Raw genomic sequence first — 21,649 nt, 5'->3', positions numbered from 1 at the left:
AGGATCACTGTTTCTCGGTAATATCTTTGGCGTTGTACTGGAAGTACCGCGTCAAAATGTCCAGTTCGTTTTCGCTCATGCTGGTTCGCGCCCCCATTCCTTTGGCGATAGAGGGCCAGGCATTGACGGTGTAATGGTCAGCGGCAATAGGCGCATGGCAGCCAGCACAATAGGTGTCATCGAGTTTTTCAGCGTATTGCCATAACGGTTTACGATCCGCTAATACGGGATCGGTAAGCACACCCTGTAAAGACGCCTGACGCCATTGATTGCCGTACTCGTCAGCCTGCCATTCCCCGTCTACCGTCAGCGCCTTGATACCTTCTTCACTTAATGTGGCTAGCGCCAGCCGTTGACCTGCCGCCAGGTAGAGCGTGTTTTCACTGCCCTGCATTTGATAACCCTGCAACAGAACGATCGGCTGTTTGCCACTGGCATCAACGACGGTGAGATCGGTACCAGGATTCACGGTAGCCAGTTCGCCTATACGAGAAGGTTTGAAAGGATAAATATGTGCGCCATTGGTAACTGAAGTAGCGGCCTGACTTTCCAGCTCATGCGCCGCGTTGTCATCCATTTTTATTTCTGGTGGAAAATGGGCAATGCCTTTATGACAATCGATACAGGTTTCGCCGTCCTTTTGCGCTTTGTTATGCATTTTCTGCGCAGATTCACTTTGCGAGGCAATATCCATGGCATCAAAAGAATGGCAACTACGACACGTTGCAGAGTCAGTTGCTTTTAATTCTTTCCATACTGTTTCGGCCATTTCCTGGCGATGCGCTTCGAACTTATCGTCACTGTCTATTTTGCCGCTAACAAATTCATGATAAATATCTTTAGATGCTTTTAATTTAGCAAATAAATAATCTATCCCTGACTTTGGAATATGGCAATCGGCACATTCCGCACGTATCCCTTTCTGGTTAGAAAAGTGGACAGTTCCCTGATATTCCTCAAAAGGTTTACTCATCGAGTGGCAGGAAAGGCAAAATGCGGTATCCGACGTTTTATGTAAGGCTTTTTGCGCCAGCAATAACCCGCCGCCACCAACCACAACCGCTATCAGCAAAAACATTAACCCAATGCGTTTTTTCCCTCGCATAGATTCCTCTAATTAATTCCAGAACACCGAAATCATTGTATAATTAAATATACAACGAATTGACCGCTTGCATAATTCGGCACAACACTGCCTGAAATAATCGATAAAGAATATGATTTATTACAATGTAATCATTAATTGCTAAAGAATAACCCAGTTGTTATTTAGAATATATATTTGTCAGTTTTAGTAATTTAAATTACATAATTAATGTGAATATATAAAAATTTTTAGCACAACGCTATGCGCACTGTCACACGCTCAACTGATCACGGAAATCGTTCGTTTTTTATACTTCTCGGGGATAAAAAAAGGCCCCTGTTGAAATTGCAGGGGCCTGGTACGAGCAAGCATCATATTGGGCGACATGATGCAACGGTAAAAATCATTTGGCCTGACGGCGTTCAATGATTCCTTTCATTTCAGCAACCGCCGCCCCGTCTACGACATAACGCGAATACTCATCCGCGTGTGCATCTGATGACATGGACAATCCTTGATTACGATAACGCATTGGTGAGGCTTGCCACGCTCCCGCGGAGCTATGGACTTCCAGCACTCCGGCATTGAGGAAGTGGTGCAGGTTTTCTGCACGGACTCCTGCTCCGGCCATAATGATTGGAGCATCACGATGGGCAATAAGTTCCATAATTTTTGATAAACCTTGCAGTGCGTCTGATTTTTGCCCTGATGTCAGTACCCGAGCAACGCCCAATTCCGCAAGATTATTGAGTGTATTTAAAGGGTTAGCGCACATATCGAAGGCGCGATGAAAAGTCACTGCCAGCGGACCGGCAGCAGCCATTATTTTTTCCATTCGTGGCATATCGACATTCCCGTCAACATCGAGAACGCCCGTCACCAGTCCAGGAAAACCTAATTCGCGGACTGTGCGCACATCCTCAAGAATGGCGGCAAATTCACCGTCGCTGTAGCAAAAATCACCACCGCGTGGGCGAATAATAGGATGCACAGGGATCGTCACCCGCTGGCGTACGGATTTCAGTACCCCCAACGACGGCGTTAAGCCCCCCTCTTTTGGGGCTGCGCATAATTCAACTCTGTCTGCGCCGTTTTGCTGCGCCGTTAGCGCGCATTCCATGCTGTAACAGCAAATTTCCAGTAATGCCATTTTTGCTCCTTAATTACGCCGACTGCTCGCTGGCAACGATCTCTTCAATAGACCACGGATGAAATTTAATGGTCGTTTTGCCATCGGTGACCGCCAGCGTCGGGTTCGGTAATCGCTCATGCTCACCTTTTGGCGAACTGGTTTTAACTGAGATCCCCGGCAGGCTGAGTCCTTCATCAGAAAGCAATGCCAGCGCACGGGCATTCAGCGTTTCTGGATCACCCGGCAGAACGATTTCAATATGTTCCCAACCTTCGTGCGGGTAACGTTTTTCCCCAGGCCACGGTAGCTCCACAATGGAAAACTGCCAGTGAGCAACCTGTACCGGTTCATGCAATTTAAACAGACAAATCGGCCTGCCATTGATCATATTTTCTGACAAAAGCTCGCCGCACTGTTCAAACCCGCGACGCCAGCGTTCAGCGGTGACGTTTTGATGGCAACGCAAGGAAATGTGATCGGCAGTCAGCGGAGTGATATCCAACCCCAGACGGCGGGAAAGTTCATCTAATGCGTGGGTAAATCGCGGTAAATCCGATGCAATATCCTGCAGCTCGTCGATAGATTGCCAGTTCGCCATAATCACTCTTCGTCTTTCAGTAAAAGCGTTAATTTACCCTGTTGCCCTGCGCCAACCAACCGCTGATTTCACGCCGCTTCTGATGCAATAGTGAAAACGGCAATACGCCACGCGCACGTTGCTGACGAAAACAGCCATTTGCAGTATACTCCCGCCCTAATTTCTTTAACTGGTGCGGGCAATTTTTGCTCGCTTCATCAATGTAAGGTATTCCGGTGAATATTCAGGCTCTTCTCTCAGAAAAAGTCCGTCAGGCCATGATTGCGGCAGGCGCGCCTGCGGATTGCGAACCGCAGGTTCGTCAGTCAGCAAAAGTTCAGTTCGGCGACTATCAGGCTAACGGCATGATGGCAGTTGCTAAAAAACTGGGTATGGCACCGCGACAATTAGCAGAGCAGGTGCTGACTCATCTGGATCTTAACGGTATCGCCAGCAAAGTTGAGATCGCGGGTCCTGGCTTTATCAACATTTTCCTTGATCCGGCATTCCTGGCTGAACATGTTCAGCAGGCGCTGGCGTCCGATCGTCTCGGTGTTGCTACGCCAGAAAAACAGACCATTGTGGTTGACTACTCTGCGCCAAACGTGGCGAAAGAGATGCATGTCGGTCACCTGCGCTCTACCATTATTGGTGACGCAGCAGTTCGTACTCTGGAGTTCCTCGGTCACAAAGTGATTCGCGCAAACCACGTCGGCGACTGGGGTACTCAGTTCGGTATGCTGATTGCGTGGTTGGAAAAGCAGCAGCAAGAAAACGCCGGTGAAATGGAGCTGGCTGACCTTGAAGGTTTCTACCGCGATGCGAAAAAGCATTACGACGAAGATGAAGAGTTTGCCGAGCGTGCACGTAACTACGTAGTCAAACTGCAAAGCGGTGACGAATATTTCCGCGAGATGTGGCGCAAACTGGTCGACATCACCATGACGCAGAACCAGATCACCTACGATCGTCTGAACGTGACGTTGACCCGCGATGACGTCATGGGTGAAAGTCTCTACAACCCAATGCTGCCGGGTATCGTGGCGGACCTGAAAGCCAAAGGTCTGGCAGTAGAAAGTGAAGGCGCGACCGTCGTATTCCTTGATGAGTTCAAAAACAAGGAAGGCGAACCGATGGGCGTGATCATTCAGAAGAAAGATGGTGGCTATCTCTACACCACCACTGATATCGCCTGTGCGAAATATCGTTATGAAACACTGCATGCCGATCGCGTGCTGTATTACATCGACTCCCGTCAGCATCAACACCTGATGCAGGCGTGGGCTATCGTCCGTAAAGCAGGCTATGTACCGGAATCCGTACCGCTGGAACACCACATGTTCGGCATGATGCTGGGCAAAGACGGCAAACCGTTCAAAACCCGCGCGGGTGGTACAGTGAAACTGGCCGATCTGCTGGATGAAGCCCTGGAGCGTGCACGTCGTCTGGTGGCAGAAAAGAACCCGGATATGCCAGCCGACGAGCTGGAAAAACTGGCTAACGCAGTTGGTATTGGTGCGGTGAAATATGCGGATCTCTCCAAAAACCGCACCACGGACTACATCTTCGACTGGGACAACATGCTGGCGTTTGAGGGTAATACCGCGCCATACATGCAGTATGCATACACGCGTGTATTGTCCGTGTTCCGTAAAGCAGAAATTGACGAAGAGCAACTGGCTGCAGCTCCGGTTATCATCCGTGAAGATCGTGAAGCGCAACTGGCAGCTCGCCTGCTGCAGTTTGAAGAAACCCTCACCGTGGTTGCCCGTGAAGGCACGCCGCATGTGATGTGTGCTTACCTGTACGATCTGGCTGGTCTGTTCTCTGGCTTCTACGAGCACTGCCCGATCCTCAGCGCAGAAAACGAAGAAGTGCGTAACAGCCGTCTGAAACTGGCACAACTGACGGCGAAGACGCTGAAACTGGGTCTGGATACGCTGGGTATTGAGACAGTAGAGCGTATGTAATCGCGTTATACGGCAAAAGCCGATGTCATGGCAGACATCGGCTTTTTTATCATTAACGATAATTCACAATCACTTCATTCCGTTGTACCTTTAGCGGCGGAATTAACCGCCCACCGCCAGGTACTTCCCAGATAAATCGCAACGGTTCTATCGCCGGTATACCGGAAAAGGCCACGGTGGTTCCACTTTGCCCTTCTAATTCGACACAACGAGATTGCGAACACAAGCGAACCCGCAGTCCTGCAGGTGTCGGGCCGATAAGCTGATAACGCCACGCCACCAGCGTCATCAATCCTGCAGCAGGTTGTCGAGTAGAAAGAGGCGCTGACGACATCGACTCACCACGGTGATTCAGCGTAACGCCCACACTACTCGCCTGCCACATCCCCTCCCCGGCGGCTTGCACCAGCAGCGGAAACAATAATATTGCTAATAAGGTTCTCATCATTTACCGCCAATTGTCGCCGTCATGCGGATATGTCGGTTATCAGATAGTTCCAGATTCGACAGCACCACTAACTGCGGCAGGCTGCGGCGCAGGAAACGAGACAATAATGGTCGCAGCGCGTGGTTCACCAACAATACAGGCGGCGCACCCAACATCTCCTGACGGGATAGCGCTTCCTGAGTTTGCGCCAGCAAACGATCCGCCAGCCCTGGCTCCAGTCCGCCCCCACCCTGCAACGCCTGTAGTAACAAACGTTCCAGCGGCGTATCAAGGCCAATAACATGGACTTCATCTTTGCCAGGAAACCACTGCTGGGTAATCGCCCGTCCCAACGCCACGCGCACGACGGCGGTTAATTCATGTGGATCGCTTTGGATGGGCGCATGTTCCGCCAGCGTTTCGAGAATGGTGCGCATATCGCGAATCGGTACTTTTTCATCGAGGAGATTTTGCAGCACTTTATGCAGTGTGGTGAGCGTGACGACGCCAGGAACGAGATCTTCCGTCAGCTTTGGCATCTCCTGGGCGACGCGATCCAACAGCTGTTGCGCCTCCTGACGACCAAACAGCTCTGCGGCATGCTGGCTAATGAGGTGGTTAAGATGCGTTGCCACCACCGTGCTGGCCTCAACCACGGTGTACCCCTGAATCTGCGCCTGTTCTTTAAGCGCACTTTCAATCCAGATAGCATTCAGGCCAAATGCCGGATCGACGGTCGCCTCACCAGGTAACGTCCCGGCAGCGGTACCTGGGTTAATTGCCAGCCAGCGCCCCGGATAGGCATCGCCAGTGCCAATCTCTACGCCTTTCATCAAAATGCGATAGCGGGCAGGTTGCAGATCCATATTGTCACGAATGTGCACCACCGGCGGCAGAAACCCCATCTCCTGGGCAAATTTCTTGCGGATACTGCGTATACGGCCCAACAACTCACCATCCTGCTGGAAATCGACCATCGGGATCAGTCGATAACCCACTTCCATTCCCAGAGAATCTTCCAGTTGTACATCGTTCCACGTCGCTTCGACAACGGTATTATTCTCTGCCATTTTTACTGGTTTTGGTTCGGCAGGCGCTTTTTGTTCACGTCCGCGGATCCACCAGGCCAGTCCCAGCAATCCGGCAGTGAACAGCAAAAATACCAGGTTCGGCATTCCAGGCACCAGGCCGAGTAAACCGAGCACGGCGGCGCTTAACAACATAACGCTTGGGTTACTGAAAAGCTGATTCACCATCTGCTCGCCAACATCCTGATCGGTGCTGACACGCGTAACGATGACCCCCGCGGCGGTAGAAATCACCAACGCCGGAATTTGTGCCACCAAACCGTCGCCAATGGTCAATAGCGTATAACTTTCCGCCGCGTGTCCCATGCTCATGCCATGTTGCAGCACGCCGACCAGCAACCCGCCGACAACGTTAATGACCATGATGAGGATCCCGGCGATGGCATCGCCGCGGACAAACTTACTTGCCCCGTCCATTGAGCCGTAAAAATCGGCTTCCTGAGTCACTTCGGAGCGGCGTTTTTTCGCCTCATCTTCACCAATCAATCCGGCGTTAAGGTCGGCGTCAATCGCCATCTGCTTACCCGGCATACCATCGAGAACAAAGCGCGCACCCACTTCTGCGATACGCCCGGCACCTTTGGTGATAACCATAAAGTTGATGATCACGAGAATGACGAACACCACGATACCGATAGCGAAATTGCCACCAACGAGGAAGTGACCGAACGCTTCGACCACCTTTCCAGCCGCCGCCGCGCCGGTATGCCCTTCCATCAAAATGATACGGGTTGAAGCCACATTAAGTGCCAGACGCAACAACGTGGTAAACAACAGAATCGTCGGAAACGCAGCAAACTCAAGCGTGCGCTGGGTAAACATCGCCACCAGCAACACCATGATCGACAAGGCGATATTAAAGGTAAACAGCAGGTCGAGAATGAATGCAGGCAATGGCAGCACCATCATCGACAAAATCAGCAAGATCAAAATCGGTCCGGCAAGGATCTGCCATTGTGTCGATTTCAGGTTTGCAGGCAGGCGCAGCATCGCGGCCAGATTACTCATGGGTCGGTTTCTCGTTAATAAAATCCAGGGCTTCCGGCACCGGAAGATGAGTAGGTTGTACAGGGCGCTGTCCACCAGCCAGACGCCAGCGTTTCAGTTGCCAGACCCAGGCCAGTACTTCCGCCACTGCGGCGTACAGTTGACCCGGGATTTGTTGACCGATCTCCGCATGTCGATACAGCGCTCGCGCCAGCGGTGGCGCTTCAAGCGTCGGGACGTTATTTTCAGCGCCAATTTCACGAATGCGCAGCGCGACCAGCCCTGCACCTTTAGCGACCACTTTCGGTGCGCTCATTTTGTTTTCGTCATACTGCAACGCTACCGAATAGTGGGTCGGGTTATTAACAATGACATCCGCTTTCGGCACATCGGCCATCATCCGACGCCGTGCAGCCGCTCGCTGCATCTGACGTATCCGCCCTTTAACATGGGGGTCGCCTTCGCTTTGTTTGAACTCATCACGAATATCCTGCCGCGACATACGCAGCTTTTTCAGGTGGCTGAAGATTTGGAAAAAGACGTCAAATCCCACCATTGGAATGACACCAAGCACCACCAGCAGTGCGCATAGCCCTACCAGATCCATCGCATTACCCATGGCGGTAATCGGAGACTCGGCCATTAAGCGCATCATCTGCGGCCAGTGATGCCAGAGAAAAAATCCCGTCACGCTGCCAACCAGGATGGTTTTCAAAATTGCTTTAAGCAACTCCGCGCCAGTCTGTGCCGAGAACATCCGTTTAATCCCCGGTAGCGGGTTGAGTTTGGAAAACTTCGGCTGCAAGGATTTGCCGCTAAATACCAGCCCTCCCAGCATGACCGGAGAAATGAGCGCCACCAGCACCACGCCGCTAATCAGCGGCAGCAGCGCCAGCATGGCTTCTCTGATCAGCAGAATAATTTGCCCGAGGATCAGATTCGGGTCATTGATAATACTGTGATCAAAATGCAATCCCGCGGAGAGCATGCCCGACAATCGACGGGCCAGCGACACACCGCCAAACCAGATAACACACACGCCCACTAACAAAATCAGCAGTGACGTTAATTCACGTGAACGCGGGATTTGCCCCTCTTCCCGCGCTTTTTCTAGTCGGTGAGGTGTGGGGGCTTCTGTTTTGTCGTCGCTCTCGTCAGACACGTCGCCAATCCTGGAAAGAGTATTAAGCGTAAATGATGCCAGAGCGCAAAGCGTTCAATGGTTTGAGTAAGGGGCAAAACAGGCGGGATTTAGGGCTTTTGCTGCCACACATCAAGCATAGTATGCGTTTGTCGGATGCGGCGTCATCGCGTTATCCGACCGCCTGATATGACGTAGTCACGCCACATCAGGCAATACAAATCAAAATCCAAGACTATCCAACAAATCGTCCACCTGATCCTGACTGGCTACCACACCGGCTTTGCTGGTATCGACCTGAGGTCCATTAAGCAAACTCTGGTTTTCACGTTTTGGACGCGACTCCTGTTCCGGGATGTTTTCCAACAGCACCATCAACAACTGGCGTTCGATCTCCTGAATGACATCCATCATCCGCTTAATAACCTGTCCGGTGAGATCCTGAAAATCCTGCGCCATCATGATTTCCAGCAGTTGCGCGTTTGTAAAGCTGGTATGCGCGGGTACATCTGCCAGAAATTGCCGCGTGTCTGTTACCAGTTCACGGGCGTCGGCAAGATCAATCGGATCGGCAAACCAGTCATCCCAACGTTGGGTTAACGCTTTTGCTGATTTCTCCATTTGATCCTGATGCGGTTGTGACGCCTCAACACTGTTCAGCGCCCGCTCCGCAGCCTGGGCGGTCATCTGCACAACATAGTACAAACGATCGCGCGCATCGGGGATGGCTTCCGCCGCTTCAGCAATGGCCTGATCCAGCCCCAGCTCCCGCAAACTGTCGCGCAGCATACGCGTCAGGCTGCCGATGCGCGCAATGATATCGCCAGCTGAATGCTCGTCAGCAGGTTTGATTGATGGTTGCATCATAGTCGCATCCTCACATGCCCAGTTTCTCAAAGATTTTGTTGAGTTTTTCCTCCAGCGTCGCGGCGGTAAATGGCTTCACCACATAGCCACTGGCCCCCGCTTGCGCCGCAGCAATGATGTTCTCTTTCTTCGCTTCTGCAGTCACCATTAACACTGGCAATGCCGACATCGCGCCATCTGCACGAATCGTTTTCAGCAACTCCAGGCCATCCATATTGGGCATGTTCCAGTCGGAGATAACAAATCCATAACCGCCTGCCTGCAACTTATTGAGAGCGTCGACACCATCTTCCGCTTCCTCAACATTATTGAATCCCAGCTCTTTCAGCAGGTTACGCACTATGCGTCGCATGGTGGAAAAGTCATCCACAACCAAAAATTTAAGTTCTTTATCCGCCATTTCACACTCCTGATTTAAATACGTATCGCCTGTCCGGCACTAATTTTTGCCAGCATTTGCTGGCTTACCTGGCTAAGATCGACCACTTCGCAAACACCACCCATATTGATGGCCTCGCGCGGCATGCCGAACACCACGCAACTTGCTTCGTTTTGTGCAAGGGTCCATGCCCCCGCCTGACGCATCGCCAACATTCCCGCCGCACCGTCGTTGCCCATACCGGTCAGGATCACCCCAACCGCATTACGCCCTGCCTGTTTGGCGACAGAATGGAACAACACATCTACCGAAGGCCGATGACGGTTAACCGCCGGGCCGTCGTGAATTTTGATTTGATAATTTGCACCACTACGCGCCAGCTCCATATGCCGATCGCCCGGCGCAATATAGGCATGCCCCGGTAAGACACGTTCTCCGTCTTCGGCTTCTTTAACCCCGATCTGGCAAAGCTTATTAAGTCTGTCGGCAAAAGAGCGGGTGAAACCGGGCGGCATATGCTGGGTAATTAACAGTGCCGGGCTGGAAAGCGGCAACGGTTGCAGTACGTGACGAATTGCCTCAGTTCCACCCGTTGAAGCACCAATCGCAATCAGTTTTTCAGAACTCAACAACGGCCCCGCTTTCAGCGTTGTCGGTGCCGACAATGGTTTATGTGCCGCAAGGCTCGCTTTTGCTGCCGTACGCACCTTTTCAGCAATCATTTCGCTATACGCCAGCATTCCTTCGCGAATACCCAGTTGCGGTTTGGTGACAAAATCTATCGCCCCCAGCTCCAGCGCGCGCAGCGTGACTTCTGACCCTTTGCCGGTCAGGGAAGAAACCATCACTACGGGCATTGGACGCAAACGCATTAATTTTTCGAGGAAATCCAGTCCGTCCATCCGCGGCATTTCAACATCCAGCGTTAGCACATCGGGATTGAATTTCTTAATCAAATCACGCGCGACCAGCGGATCAGGGGCGGTCGCCACCATTTCCATGTCGCTATGGCTGTTGATGATTTCTGTCATGATCTGGCGCATCAGTGCCGAATCATCGACAGATAACACCCTGATTTTGCTCATCGTTAATCCTTACTTAGCGCATACACCGTCTGACCACGCAGCGTGAAGCGGCGCTCAAGGTGGCTAAAGTTTTCAGAGTGACCCGCAAACAGCAATCCGTCGGGTTTAAGGAGCGGAACAAAGCGGCGCAAAATCTCCTGCTGGGTAGTTTGATCGAAGTAGATCATGACGTTACGACAGAAGATCGCATCAAACGGCCCCGGCACGGTGTACTGTTTCGCCAGTAAATTCAGCGGGGCAAAATCAACATAGTTCGCCAGCTCCTGACGCACGCGTACCAGCCCTTCATGCGGTCCCGTCCCTCGCATGAAATACCGTTGCAGTTGCTGCGGCGTCAGGTTTTTCAACTCTTCATGGCGATAAATACCGCTTCTGGCTTTTTCCAGCACTTCGGTGTCGATATCACTGGCAAACACTTTCCAGCGTCCGGGCACGGTGCCCAATGTGTCAGCCAGCGTCATCGCAATGCTGTACGGCTCTTCGCCGGTCGAAGCCGCCGCGCTCCATACGCGATACTCGCCAGAACGACGCCGGGCGTGATCCGCGAGCAGAGGAAAATGATGCGCCTCACGGAAAAAAGCCGTCAGATTCGTGGTCAGCGAATTGATAAACGCCTGCCACTCACCGCTGTGCTGATTAGATTCCAGCAAGTTCAGGTAATGGCCGAAATCCGTCAGTCCCAGCGAACGCAAACGACGAACCAGTCGGTTGTAAACCATGTCGCGTTTATGGTCGGCCAGGACGATCCCGGCTCGTTGATAGATCAATTGACTTATCCGCCGAAAATGCGCGTCGGAAAGCGCCAGGCGCTCGGTCATCTGTAACAATAAAGACGTTTGCCCACAGGGCAGAGATGAAGTCATAGCGCCTTCTCAATCACTTCAGGATACCACTGGCGCAATATGTAACTGCGCCGACTCATGTCGTGCTACTTCATGTTCTTCAAGGGTAAATACCGCCACACGCGACGAAAGATGGTCAGCCTGGTTCGCCAGTTGTTCCGTTGCCGCCGCCGCTTCTTCTACCAGCGAGGCGTTCTGCTGTGTCACCTGATCCATCTGGCTGACAGCCTGCGCAACCTGCTCAATCCCCCGCCGTTGTTCTTCCGAGGCCGAAGCAATTTCTCCCATAATGTCGTTCACGCGGGTCACCGAACTGACAATATCAGTCATGGTCGCGGCGGCGTTATTCACCAGTTTCGAACCCTGCTGGACACGATTGACTGACTCTTCGATCAGCCCTTTGATCTCTTTTGCTGCCTGGGCGCTACGGCTGGCAAGATTGCGCACTTCACCTGCCACTACCGCAAAACCACGCCCCTGCTCTCCGGCGCGAGCCGCTTCCACTGCCGCATTCAGGGCCAGAATATTGGTCTGGAAAGCAATGCCGTCGATAACGCTGATAATGTCGCCTATTTTTTGCGAGCTGGTGGCGATCTCCTGCATGGTGTGAGTCATTGTACTGACCTGAACACCGCCCGCCTGCGCCGTTGTCGCGGCATTTTTTGCCAGTTCCGACGCCTGGCGCGCGTTATCGGCGTTTTGCCCTACCGTGGCGGTTAATTGCTCCATACTGGCGGCCGTTTGTGCCAGCGATGCCGCCTGCTGTTCGGTACGACTTGAGAGATCGTTATTGCCTGCGACAATCTCCGCGATACCAATGTGCATCTCCTGGCTTCCCTTACGCACATCACTCACCGTCCCACGCAAAGCCTGCTGCATGGTCTTCAGGCTGGCAAAAATGGCGGTGATCTCATTACGACCATATACCGCAATCGGACGCGCCAGATTACCCGCAGCAATGCTGTCAAAATGGCTACCGATAATGGCCAGTGGTTGAACAATCATCTTGCGCGTCCACCACAGCGCACTGCTGATGTAGATCGCCGCAACAATAATCATGCTGATAAACACCAGCGCCGAAATCTGATAGTTACGCTGGCTTTGCGCACTGGCGGCTTCCAGCACATGGTTGATCTCCAGCTGCCAGGCCTCAAAGTTAACGTCAAACGCATTCTGTGATTCCTGCACCGGCGCAGTGAGGAAATCCGAAAGTTGATTACTTTCAAGCCAGGTCGCCTGATGTTCGAGATCGTTGTGCCAGCGGGCAAAACTTTTCTCCGTCTCTTTTTGCAATGCCCTGACGTGCTCGTTGCCCGCAGTCATCGCCATAAAACTTTTAAACAGCGTGGTGGATTGCGTCAGACTGGCGCGCGCCGTCGTCATCAACGTTTTAATGTCATCCGCCGGATAGCTAAGCGCCGTCAGAGTGCCCGCTTTGTTCAGCGCGGTACTGGCCTGTAACATTACCGCCCGAGTTTGCGCTAATGCCGCACGTTGCTGATTGCTCTGCTCGACCTGATTCAGTCGTTGCAAATCGTCGCGAAATGCCCAAAAAGACATGCCGTTACTGCCAATCTGCAAGATCCCGCAGAGAATCAAAATTAAAAACAGCGTGGTCGAAATTCGAATACGATTAAACATCAACGCTCCCCATCAGGCGGCAATGACCGCGTTAGTAAAAACTCGTCAAAATGTTTCCCAGTTTGGATCTTGTTCAGTAATTCGCAGTCGTGGCTGTGCCGGTGGTTGCTCACTGGCAGGACGGGATGGTGTTTGCGGTTTATTGGTGAGTGGGCTGGCTGCCAGACGAAACGCGGAAACCGCTTGCGTTAAACGACTGGCCTGTTCTTCCAGCGCAGCTGCGGCGGCAGCTGATTCCTGCACCAGCGATGCGTTCTGTTGCGTGACGCGATCCATTTCCGAAACCGCCAATGCGACTTGATCGATGCCACGGCTCTGTTCATCCGATGCCGATGCAATCTCGCCCATAATGTCAGTCACGCGAGTGACAGCATTGACGATATTGTTCATTGTTTCCCCGGCGCTTTCGACCAGCACCGAACCGGTATCAACGCGCGAGACGGAGTCTTCAATGAGGGCTTTGATCTCTTTTGCCGCCTGGGCGCTGCGACTGGCAAGATTACGCACTTCGCCCGCCACCACGGCAAAACCACGGCCCTGTTCACCCGCACGCGCGGCTTCAACAGCGGCATTCAACGCGAGGATATTAGTCTGGAAGGCAATACCATCGATAACGCTGATAATGTCGGCAATTTTCTTCGAACTATCGGCGATCTCATGCATCGTTTTCACTACACCATCCACTACTTTTCCGCCGTGCTGGGCAGTATCGGAGGCACTTTGCGCCAGTTGCGAGGCCTGGCGGGCGTTATCGGCGTTTTGCTTCACTGTCGCAGTGAGCTGCTCCATGCTGGCGGCAGTTTCTTCCAGCGCGGATGCCTGCTGTTCAGTACGGGAGGAAAGATCGGTGTTGCCCGCCGCAATTTCACGGGTACCGGCATAGATGGCATCTGAACCTTCACGCACATGAGTGACGGTGTCAGTCAAAGAGCGTTGCATATGTGAAACGCTCTGCGCCAGGTCGCCCATTTCACTGCGCCCGTCAATGGTCAGGGTATTCGCCAGGTTACCACTGGCGATTTCGCGAATGTGAGCAATAATTTTTGCCAGCGGTGTAAGCAACATACGGCGAATGCCGTACCACGCCACCAGCAGAATCAATACCACCACCAGCGCAATAACCGCCAGTTGCCACTGGGCAAATCGGTAATCATCTGCGTTGTCAGTGACGATATCGCGATACAGTTTTTCACTGCTGAGGGCGTACTGAGCAAACGCTTCGCCCATTGCATTTTGCATTCCCTGGGTTGGCTGAGCGAAATAAGCTCCAGTATTGCCATAATCAAGATAATCAATCAGTTCAGTTAACGCTGTGTGATAGTTTTTATATTTTTCATCAATATTACGACTGGTAGCGACCATTTCAGGTAACGGTGCCATGCTTTTGAATTTTTTATAATGCGTCGCTGCCTGGGCCAATGTTTTCCTGGCGCTATCGAGCAATTCAACTTTGGCGTTACTTTGTTGATTGGAGGAATCCATCATCATCCGCACCGCTGAACGACTCAGGTTAATGCGCGTTTGCAGCATTAAATCCCAGGTTGACGTCAGCTCGCCCTGCTGTTCCCGTAATTGATTGGAAACCACAAAGCTCTTCTGGCTATGGTGAAGGGAAGAAAAAAACAGACTGCCGGAAATAAGCTGTAACAGTGCGAATACCCCCAGCACCATTACCAACAGCGTGACTACGCGGATACGGTTAATCATAAGGCACCTTCCTGAAAACAAGTTGATCTCGTTATCGGCAAGGAAGGGGGAAACTTTATTGCTGATGCCACCCGCCGCGAAACTGAAATAAAAAACCCGATGCGCAGGTCATCGGGTTCATTGCAATTGAGGAAATCGGGAGAATTACGCCACTTCTGACGCCGCGCTATCTAACAGCGCCATCTCTTCGCTGTTCAGCAGTTTTTCGATGTTCACCAGAATCAACATCCGGTCGCCCAGTGCGCCCAGTCCAGTGAGATATTCTGTTGAAAGCGTCACGGCAAATTCCGGTGCCGGACGAATTTGCTCCGCCGTCAATGAAAGCACATCTGAAACGCCGTCAACCACGATGCCGACCACCCGCTGTCCGAGATTCAGGACGATAACTACCGTGTTGTCGTTATAGTCCACATCCACCTGGCTGAACTTAATTCGTAAGTCGACAATCGGCACAATAACGCCGCGCAGATTCGTGACGCCTTTGATAAACGCTGGCGTGTTCGCAATCCGTGTTACCTGATCGTAGCCACGGATCTCCTGCACTTTCAGAATATCAATACCGTACTCTTCATCACCAAGGGTAAATACCAGAAATTCCTGGCCTGACGGCTCGCTGGCCAGCTTTGTTACATTCGTCATACCGGTCATATTGTTACCTTTTTACTCATTCAGGCGGCGGTGTTCGCCATACGTTGTTCGCGGTTTATCGCCTGCAAGGCGGAGACATCAACAATCAGTGCCACGCTGCCGTCGCCAAGAATGGTCGCAGCAGAAATGCCGGGGACTTTGCGATAGTTACTTTCAAGGTTTTTAACCACAACCTGGTGTTGACCAATTAATTGATCCACCAGCAAGGCGTAGCGGCGACCGCCACTTTGTAAGATCACCACAATTCCCTGGGTAGCTTCGGTTTTCGCGCCCGCGACGTTGAACACTTTCCACAGTTCGACGATGGGCAGATATTCACCCCGCACTTCCAGCACCCGCTCACCGCCTGCCAGTGGATGCAGATCGGCTTCACGGGGTTGCAGTGATTCCATAACAGCATTCAGCGGCAGTATGAAAACTTCATCCGCAACGCGTACGGACATGCCGTCGAGGATGGCCAGCGTCAGCGGCAGTAAAATGCGGATCGTAGTGCCAGTACCCTGCTTCGACTGGATTTCGACATGACCGCCCATCTCCTGGATATTACGTTTAACGACGTCCATGCCGACGCCGCGCCCGGAGACGTCGGTGACCTGCTCCGCCGTGGAGAAGCCAGGGGCAAATATCAGCATCGCGACTTCGTCGTCGCTCATGTTTTCGCTGACGGTCAGACCTTGCGAGGCCGCTTTTGCCAGAATTCGCTCACGGTTTAGCCCTGCACCATCGTCGGTCACTTCAATGCAAATGTTGCCGCCCTGATGTTCGGCAGAAAGAATTAAATTTCCTACGCTGTTTTTACCTGCGGCGAGCCGTTTTTCTGGCAGTTCAATACCGTGATCGAGGCTATTGCGTACCAGGTGGGTCAGCGGGTCGATAATGCGTTCTATCAGGCTCTTGTCGAGTTCAGTAGAACTGCCCACCAGCGTCAGTTCTACCTGCTTGCCGAGTTTTCCCGCCAGATCACGCACCAGCCGGGGATAACGGCTAAAGACATATTCCATCGGCATCATGCGAATCGACATCACTGATTCCTGCAAATCACGAGCGTTACGTTGTAACTGCCCCATGCTGGTAATCAAATCACCATGATTAACCGGGTCCAGTTCGCTGGAACGCTGGGCAAGCATGGACTGGGTGATGACCAGCTCGCCGACGAGGTTAATTAATTGATCAACCTTTTCTACCGCTACACGGATGCTGGTGGATTCACTGCTGCGCGTCGTTTTTTCCCGCTCCACGCGACCGGTTGGCGCTTGTTCGGCTGCCAGTTTAAGCACTGGTGGGGTGGATATTTTGGGCGAGACTTCTATTGTTTCAAAGGTAATCTGATCGGCTTCAATCACAAAACAGAGTACCGCTGTGATGTCATCTTCGGCGATGTCGCCCGGTAATATTGCCGAGAGAGAATCCGTCCCTTTCACCACGTCAGTTAACGTTGTCAGATGCCCCAGCTCTTCTTCCAGCAGGTCGACTTCCCCGGCCTTCAGGCGCGAAAGGATAATTCGTCGCGGCGACTGACTGCGACTCTGCTCATCTTGCGGTTCACTTTTGGCAACCACACTTAATCGGGTCACTGCGGATGGCGTTTCGTCTTTCGCTTCTAATGCCAGTTGACGCAAGGCCTGGCAGATATAATCGAAGCTGGCGGCATCCGGCTCTTGCGACTGTTTATAAGCGTCGAGCTGTTCTTGCATGATGTCCTTCGTTTCCAAAAACAGATTGATAATGTCGGTGTTGAGTTGCATCTCACCTCGTCTGGCTTCGTCGAGCAGGTTTTCCATCAGATGCGTGGTTTCCTGCAAAACGCTGAAGCCAAAGGTTCCTGCCCCTCCTTTGATCGAGTGGGCAGCCCGAAAGATGGCATTCAATTGTTCGGCATCTGGCGCTTCCGGCTGCAAAACCAGCAGATGCTGCTCCATGTCAGCCAACAGTTCGTCCGCTTCATCAAAAAATGTCTGATAAAAATCGCTTATATCCATGCTCACGCTGTCACCTCGGTTCGGCTGATGGCATTGTGGGAACACTGACCTGTGGTGCAACCTCAGGTTTTTCCAGGGCGCTTACTGGCTCATTCTGGCTTTCGGCGTTTTCATGCAAAATGGCCTCTTCGGCTTGTTTGTTCAGTACCAGCAGGCTGATGCGACGGTTGACAGCATCATCAGGTCCGCGATCGCTTAAGCGCATCGTTGCCGCCATGCCGACGACACGTAACACTTTGCCGCTATCCAACCCGCCAACCATCAGTTCGCGGCGGGATGCATTGGCCCGATCGGCAGAAAGCTCCCAGTTGCTGTAACCTTTCTCACCACTGGCGTAGGGGAAATCATCGGTATGACCCGAGAGGCTAATTCGGTTGGGAATACCGTTCAGTACGGGCGCGATGGCGCGCAGAATGTCGCGCATATAGGGTTCCACATCGGCACTGCCAGTTCTGAACATCGGGCGATTCTGGCTATCGATGATCTGAATACGTAGACCTTCCTGGACCAGATCGATTTTGAGATGTGGACGTAACGCCCGCAGTTTCGGATCGGACTCTATCAATTGGTCGAGATCGCCACGCAATTTCCGCAATCGACTTTTCTCCATGCGTTTTTTCAGCTCTTCGATGTTCGGCTGCTTATTCACTTCCCCCTGGCTTTGGGTGTAATCATCACCCCCACCGGGAATTGGGCTTTCACTATTAGAAATGCGATCGCCGCCCGTAACCGCAGTCGCCAGTGGAGTCCGGAAGTACTCCGCAATCTGAATCAGCTCTTTTGGGCTGGAGATGGAGATTAGCCACATCACCAGAAAAAAGGCCATCATCGCGGTCATAAAGTCGGCATAAGCAATCTTCCACGATCCATGTGCTGCCCCGTGGCTTTTGGCTTTGCGTCGTTTGACGACAATAATCGGATGCGCTTGATTCTTCATGCTTCCTCGGTTGTCGTCTGTTGTTGCGGATTTTTCACCGCACGCACATGCTCTTCCAGTTCAATAAACGACGGACGTTCGCTGGAATAGAGCGTTTTGCGACCAAACTCAACGGCGATAGGCGGTGCGTAACCGTTCAGATTAGAAAGCAGTGTGACTTTGACGCACTGCATCATTTTGCTGGTTTCGGCGCTTTTCTGACGTAAAACACTCGCTAATGGGGAAATAAATCCGTAAGCCAATAAAATACCGAGGAAAGTCCCCACCATCGCATGTGCGATAAGCGCCCCCAGCTCGGCGGCAGGACGATCGGCTGAACCTAACGCGTGAACGACCCCCATCACAGCCGCGACAATACCAAACGCCGGAAGTGAGTCCCCGACCAGCGCCAGACTGTTCGCCGGGACTTCTGCTTCGCTTTCGTGCGTCTCAATCTCTTCATCCATCAGGGCTTCGATTTCGAAGGTGTTCATGTGACCGCTGATAATCAGACGCAGATAATCGACGATAAAATCAAGCATGACGCTATCCGCAAGGATGCGTGGGTAGCTGGCGAAGATCTCGCTCTCACGGGGATTTTCAATATCACGTTCCAGCGAAAACATCCCCATCTGCCGCGATTTCGCCATCAACCGATAAAGCAGAGCCAGCAGATCCATATACATTGCTTTGGTGTATTTGGAGCGACGAAACAGCAACGGCAGCGCCTTCAGCGTGCCTTTAATCGCTTTGCCATTATTGCCGACGATAAACGACCCAATCCCTGCACCGGCAATAATCACCAGTTCAGCGGGTTGATAGAGTGCTCCAAGGCTTCCACCGGTCATCAAATAACCGCCGAAAACTGTACCGAGAACAACCAGGTAACCTAATAAGATAAGCACGACATCATCCTTCCACTGTTGACCATGACAGGATGTTCAGTCGTCAGGCGTTAACGCGCGATTGGGGCAAAAAAAAGCAGCGGTACGTCGTTACCGCTGCTGGAATGTTGCGCCACACCGTATAAGTTAAACAGCCTGTACTCTCTGTTCATCCAGCAGTTGTGGGATAATATCGGCAGGATTCTGGGAAAGTTTACGTCTTTTTACTGCCCGGGATGGCGGCTGACATAAGCTGCAGGCAAAGCTGCCAACAGGCTGGTGAGCGTGGGTAATAAAATTGCCGCCGCAGCAGTTGCAGCTGGAAAGTTGCAGTAATCCACTTTCAACAAACCGTACCAATGTCCAGGCACGGGTTAATGCCAGCAGCGGTCCGTCTTCTGCTTGCGGGCACTGTTCAAGGTATAAACGGTAGGCTTTGATCACTGCATCGACGCCATTACACAAACCGGTTTTCAGTAAAAACTGCCATGCATTACAGAACATCGAAGCATGAACGTTTTGTTCCCAGGTCATAAACCAGTCGGTTGAGAATGGCAGCATGCCTTTCGGCGGTGGGCTTCCGCGCAGTTCTTTATAAAGTTTTATCAGGCGTCCGCGACTTAACTGTGTTTCGCTTTCCAGCATCTGCAAACGAGCGCCCAGGGTGATCAATTCCATTGCCAGCTGAATATCCCGCGCTTCCTGAACAATGCTTTTTTCACTCATGATCAGGCCCTTTTCTTGCGCAGCGCTTCTTCAGGCTGATTAACATCATTCAGCAAGCGTGTTGAGAGCATGATGCCGGTATGAATTTGCTGGAGATCGTCAACGCGGGAATCTTGCGTCAACTGAGTAATCGTCTGGTGGCTGTCAAAACGAAAGTGACAAACCAGTTGATTGGTTTCTGCCAGCTTAACCATTTGCGGAAGAGTCAGTGCCGCTAACGTTGTCGCCATTTCTTCATTTATGCCGAGACGAAACATTGCGGACGCTTTGTCCTGAACAATCAGACGCTGTGCAAGTAGTAAATATGACAAGTTGATGTCATAAATGTGTTTCAGCAACTCGGAGGTATGCATTATTCCCACCCAGAATAACCAACTTTATTTTTATGCGGTCTCACCGCACCCCGTGATGTCGCCGGGAAGCCCCGGTAAAAAATAATTAGCATTAGAATAGTTGCGATAAGCTGCAACAGGCAGAGCCCCTTTTTGGGATTTAATAAGTCCTTACAAATAGAAGGGGTTCTTTACACTTATCTAAGATTTTTCCTAAATCGACGCAACTTTACTCGTCACTACACTCACATACAACGGAGGGGGGCTGCGATTTTCAATAATGTGTGATACAGATCACACAAAACGCTCAATTACTTAACATAAATGTATAAGTCATACTTTTGTTTTGGGTGTATTTCAATCTGTTAAAAAGTTTTTCGCGACGCTAGCAAGCAAAAATGAAACAGGAATAATCGAAATGGGATGTTGCGCACAGTTAAAATAACTCACCGTAAATAATCATCTGCTATAAATAATTGCTTTAATGCAATACCAGATAAGCTATTTTTAAACAGACACTTACCGCACAACAAACTAATTAAATACAAAGAAAGGCAACAATCAACTTAATGTTAATAAAATGTTTTACATATATTAACCACTTGTTTAATATGGAGAATCAGTACATTATTTTCTTATAATTACAGTTGAAATCATATGATCACCAAGAGTGATTGATTAATTATCTTTACTAATAATCAGACTAATATTTACCTGTTTGACTGAGTTGGGATTGCGTCGATTCTCCATTAGGAGTAAAGCTTTAATGTCACCTGAAGTTCACAGAATAAGGAACAGGTTATGAGCTATAGCAATATTCTTGTCACTGTTGCGGTTACACCGGAAAGTCAGCAACTGCTGGCAAAAGCGGTATCTATCGCCAGGCCAGTAAAGGGACACATCAGTTTAATTACTCTCGCTTCCGACCCGGAAATGTACAATCAATTAGCTGCGCCGATGCTTGAAGATTTACGCAGCGTGATGCAGGAAGAAACGCAAAGCTTTCTTGATAAGTTAATTCAGGATGCGGGGTATCCCGTTGACAAGACGTTTATTGCCTACGGTGAGTTAAGCGAACATATTCTGGAAGTTTGTCGCAAATATCATTTCGATTTGGTGATTTGCGGTAATCACAATCACAGTTTCTTTTCGCGAGCATCCTGCTCGGCGAAAAGAGTGATTGCCTCAAGTGAGGTCGATGTGCTGTTAGTTCCACTTACGGGAGATTAACCGC

20 protein-coding genes are annotated in these 21,649 nt (G+C 51.3%); 2 read left to right on the top strand and 18 right to left on the bottom strand.

What is annotated here, in order from left to right; all coding sequences use genetic code 11:
- Positions 1 to 4 precede the first annotated feature (4 nt).
- The 3 genes from ACJHWK_RS11225 to ACJHWK_RS11215 all read right to left on the bottom strand — a co-directional run bounded on the left by ACJHWK_RS11225 (position 5) and on the right by ACJHWK_RS11215 (position 2,817).
- Complete coding sequence (locus tag ACJHWK_RS11225) at positions 5 to 1,105, bottom strand: NapC/NirT family cytochrome c (protein WP_020233068.1); 1,101 nt, start codon at positions 1,103 to 1,105, stop codon at positions 5 to 7.
- Between the two features lie 385 nt (positions 1,106 to 1,490).
- Positions 1,491 to 2,237, bottom strand: a complete 747-nt coding sequence (cutC, locus tag ACJHWK_RS11220; protein ID WP_020233067.1) for a copper homeostasis protein CutC — start codon at positions 2,235 to 2,237, stop codon at positions 1,491 to 1,493.
- Positions 2,238 to 2,250: 13 nt separating this feature from the next.
- Positions 2,251 to 2,817, bottom strand: a complete 567-nt coding sequence (locus ACJHWK_RS11215) for a VOC family protein (protein WP_001304291.1) — start codon at positions 2,815 to 2,817, stop codon at positions 2,251 to 2,253.
- A 215-nt stretch (positions 2,818 to 3,032) separates the two neighbouring features.
- On the opposite strand from ACJHWK_RS11215, the gene argS reads away from it, so the two are divergent.
- Positions 3,033 to 4,766 carry an arginine--tRNA ligase gene (argS, locus tag ACJHWK_RS11210; RefSeq protein ID WP_001025322.1) on the top strand — a complete coding sequence of 578 codons (1,734 nt, stop codon included), beginning with the start codon at positions 3,033 to 3,035 and terminating at the stop codon, positions 4,764 to 4,766.
- Positions 4,767 to 4,818: 52 nt separating this feature from the next.
- Here argS and flhe read toward each other — a convergent pair whose 3' ends face one another.
- From flhe to flhD, 15 genes are all read right to left on the bottom strand, one after another.
- Complete coding sequence (gene flhe / locus ACJHWK_RS11205; RefSeq protein ID WP_001259590.1) at positions 4,819 to 5,211, bottom strand: flagellar protein FlhE; 393 nt, start codon at positions 5,209 to 5,211, stop codon at positions 4,819 to 4,821.
- Positions 5,211 to 7,289 carry a flagellar biosynthesis protein FlhA gene (flhA, locus tag ACJHWK_RS11200; protein ID WP_001551266.1) on the bottom strand — a complete coding sequence of 693 codons (2,079 nt, stop codon included), beginning with the start codon at positions 7,287 to 7,289 and terminating at the stop codon, positions 5,211 to 5,213. The genes flhe and flhA overlap by 1 nt, the downstream gene beginning before the upstream one ends.
- Positions 7,282 to 8,430: a flagellar biosynthesis protein FlhB gene (gene flhB, locus ACJHWK_RS11195; protein WP_001278923.1), complete on the bottom strand. Its 1,149-nt coding sequence runs from the start codon at positions 8,428 to 8,430 to the stop codon at positions 7,282 to 7,284. Before flhB ends, flhA begins: the two co-directional genes overlap by 8 nt.
- 201 nt (positions 8,431 to 8,631) lie before the next feature.
- Positions 8,632 to 9,276, bottom strand: a complete 645-nt coding sequence (gene cheZ / locus ACJHWK_RS11190; RefSeq protein WP_000983609.1) for a protein phosphatase CheZ — start codon at positions 9,274 to 9,276, stop codon at positions 8,632 to 8,634.
- Between the two features lie 10 nt (positions 9,277 to 9,286).
- Complete coding sequence (gene cheY, locus ACJHWK_RS11185; RefSeq protein WP_000763867.1) at positions 9,287 to 9,676, bottom strand: chemotaxis response regulator CheY; 390 nt, start codon at positions 9,674 to 9,676, stop codon at positions 9,287 to 9,289.
- A 14-nt stretch (positions 9,677 to 9,690) separates the two neighbouring features.
- Positions 9,691 to 10,740, bottom strand: a complete 1,050-nt coding sequence (gene cheB / locus ACJHWK_RS11180; protein ID WP_000036371.1) for a protein-glutamate methylesterase/protein glutamine deamidase — start codon at positions 10,738 to 10,740, stop codon at positions 9,691 to 9,693.
- Between the two features lie 2 nt (positions 10,741 to 10,742).
- Positions 10,743 to 11,603, bottom strand: coding sequence for a protein-glutamate O-methyltransferase CheR (cheR, locus tag ACJHWK_RS11175; protein WP_000204344.1), 861 nt, complete (start codon positions 11,601 to 11,603; stop codon positions 10,743 to 10,745).
- Between the two features lie 18 nt (positions 11,604 to 11,621).
- Entirely contained in the window at positions 11,622 to 13,223 is a 1,602-nt protein-coding gene (gene tap / locus ACJHWK_RS11170) for a methyl-accepting chemotaxis protein IV (protein WP_000483203.1), read from the bottom strand.
- A gap of 45 nt (positions 13,224 to 13,268) precedes the next feature.
- Positions 13,269 to 14,930: a methyl-accepting chemotaxis protein II gene (tar, locus tag ACJHWK_RS11165; RefSeq protein ID WP_001306742.1), complete on the bottom strand. Its 1,662-nt coding sequence runs from the start codon at positions 14,928 to 14,930 to the stop codon at positions 13,269 to 13,271.
- Between the two features lie 144 nt (positions 14,931 to 15,074).
- Complete coding sequence (gene cheW, locus ACJHWK_RS11160; protein WP_000147302.1) at positions 15,075 to 15,578, bottom strand: chemotaxis protein CheW; 504 nt, start codon at positions 15,576 to 15,578, stop codon at positions 15,075 to 15,077.
- A gap of 20 nt (positions 15,579 to 15,598) precedes the next feature.
- Positions 15,599 to 17,563: a chemotaxis protein CheA gene (cheA, locus tag ACJHWK_RS11155; RefSeq protein ID WP_020233063.1), complete on the bottom strand. Its 1,965-nt coding sequence runs from the start codon at positions 17,561 to 17,563 to the stop codon at positions 15,599 to 15,601.
- A 4-nt stretch (positions 17,564 to 17,567) separates the two neighbouring features.
- Positions 17,568 to 18,494, bottom strand: coding sequence for a flagellar motor protein MotB (gene motB / locus ACJHWK_RS11150; RefSeq protein WP_020233062.1), 927 nt, complete (start codon positions 18,492 to 18,494; stop codon positions 17,568 to 17,570).
- Positions 18,491 to 19,378, bottom strand: coding sequence for a flagellar motor stator protein MotA (gene motA, locus ACJHWK_RS11145; protein ID WP_000906336.1), 888 nt, complete (start codon positions 19,376 to 19,378; stop codon positions 18,491 to 18,493). The genes motB and motA overlap by 4 nt, the downstream gene beginning before the upstream one ends.
- Before the next feature lie 126 nt (positions 19,379 to 19,504).
- Complete coding sequence (gene flhC / locus ACJHWK_RS11140) at positions 19,505 to 20,083, bottom strand: flagellar transcriptional regulator FlhC (protein ID WP_001291591.1); 579 nt, start codon at positions 20,081 to 20,083, stop codon at positions 19,505 to 19,507.
- Positions 20,084 to 20,085: 2 nt separating this feature from the next.
- Entirely contained in the window at positions 20,086 to 20,436 is a 351-nt protein-coding gene (gene flhD / locus ACJHWK_RS11135; RefSeq protein ID WP_001295647.1) for a flagellar transcriptional regulator FlhD, read from the bottom strand.
- A gap of 780 nt (positions 20,437 to 21,216) precedes the next feature.
- On the opposite strand from flhD, the gene uspC reads away from it, so the two are divergent.
- The gene (gene uspC / locus ACJHWK_RS11130) at positions 21,217 to 21,645 is read left to right on the top strand and encodes a universal stress protein UspC (protein WP_170886281.1); all 429 of its coding nucleotides are present in this window, start codon (positions 21,217 to 21,219) and stop codon (positions 21,643 to 21,645) included.
- Positions 21,646 to 21,649: the final 4 nt, after the last annotated feature.

It is taken from the genome of Escherichia sp. WS547 (assembly GCF_046486065.1).
In the GTDB taxonomy this organism is placed as follows: Bacteria; Pseudomonadota; Gammaproteobacteria; order Enterobacterales; family Enterobacteriaceae; genus Escherichia; species Escherichia coli.
This window is presented reverse-complemented; position numbering and strand designations above follow the sequence as displayed.

Excerpts from the sequence above, each read along its gene's own strand:
- ACJHWK_RS11225 (WP_020233068.1), bottom strand. The coding sequence starts at position 1,105 with ATGCGAGGGAAAAAACGCATTGGGTTAATGTTTTTGCTGATAGCGGTT.
- cutC (WP_020233067.1), bottom strand. The coding sequence starts at position 2,237 with ATGGCATTACTGGAAATTTGCTGTTACAGCATGGAATGCGCGCTAACG.
- ACJHWK_RS11215 (WP_001304291.1), bottom strand. The coding sequence starts at position 2,817 with ATGGCGAACTGGCAATCTATCGACGAGCTGCAGGATATTGCATCGGAT.
- flhe (WP_001259590.1), bottom strand. The coding sequence starts at position 5,211 with ATGAGAACCTTATTAGCAATATTATTGTTTCCGCTGCTGGTGCAAGCC.
- flhA (WP_001551266.1), bottom strand. The coding sequence starts at position 7,289 with ATGAGTAATCTGGCCGCGATGCTGCGCCTGCCTGCAAACCTGAAATCG.
- cheZ (WP_000983609.1), bottom strand. The coding sequence starts at position 9,276 with ATGATGCAACCATCAATCAAACCTGCTGACGAGCATTCAGCTGGCGAT.
- cheY (WP_000763867.1), bottom strand. The coding sequence starts at position 9,676 with ATGGCGGATAAAGAACTTAAATTTTTGGTTGTGGATGACTTTTCCACC.
- cheB (WP_000036371.1), bottom strand. The coding sequence starts at position 10,740 with ATGAGCAAAATCAGGGTGTTATCTGTCGATGATTCGGCACTGATGCGC.
- cheR (WP_000204344.1), bottom strand. The coding sequence starts at position 11,603 with ATGACTTCATCTCTGCCCTGTGGGCAAACGTCTTTATTGTTACAGATG.
- tap (WP_000483203.1), bottom strand. The coding sequence starts at position 13,223 with ATGTTTAATCGTATTCGAATTTCGACCACGCTGTTTTTAATTTTGATT.
- tar (WP_001306742.1), bottom strand. The coding sequence starts at position 14,930 with ATGATTAACCGTATCCGCGTAGTCACGCTGTTGGTAATGGTGCTGGGG.
- cheW (WP_000147302.1), bottom strand. The coding sequence starts at position 15,578 with ATGACCGGTATGACGAATGTAACAAAGCTGGCCAGCGAGCCGTCAGGC.
- motB (WP_020233062.1), bottom strand. The coding sequence starts at position 18,494 with ATGAAGAATCAAGCGCATCCGATTATTGTCGTCAAACGACGCAAAGCC.
- flhC (WP_001291591.1), bottom strand. The coding sequence starts at position 20,083 with ATGAGTGAAAAAAGCATTGTTCAGGAAGCGCGGGATATTCAGCTGGCA.
- flhD (WP_001295647.1), bottom strand. The coding sequence starts at position 20,436 with ATGCATACCTCCGAGTTGCTGAAACACATTTATGACATCAACTTGTCA.
- uspC (WP_170886281.1), top strand. The coding sequence starts at position 21,217 with ATGAGCTATAGCAATATTCTTGTCACTGTTGCGGTTACACCGGAAAGT.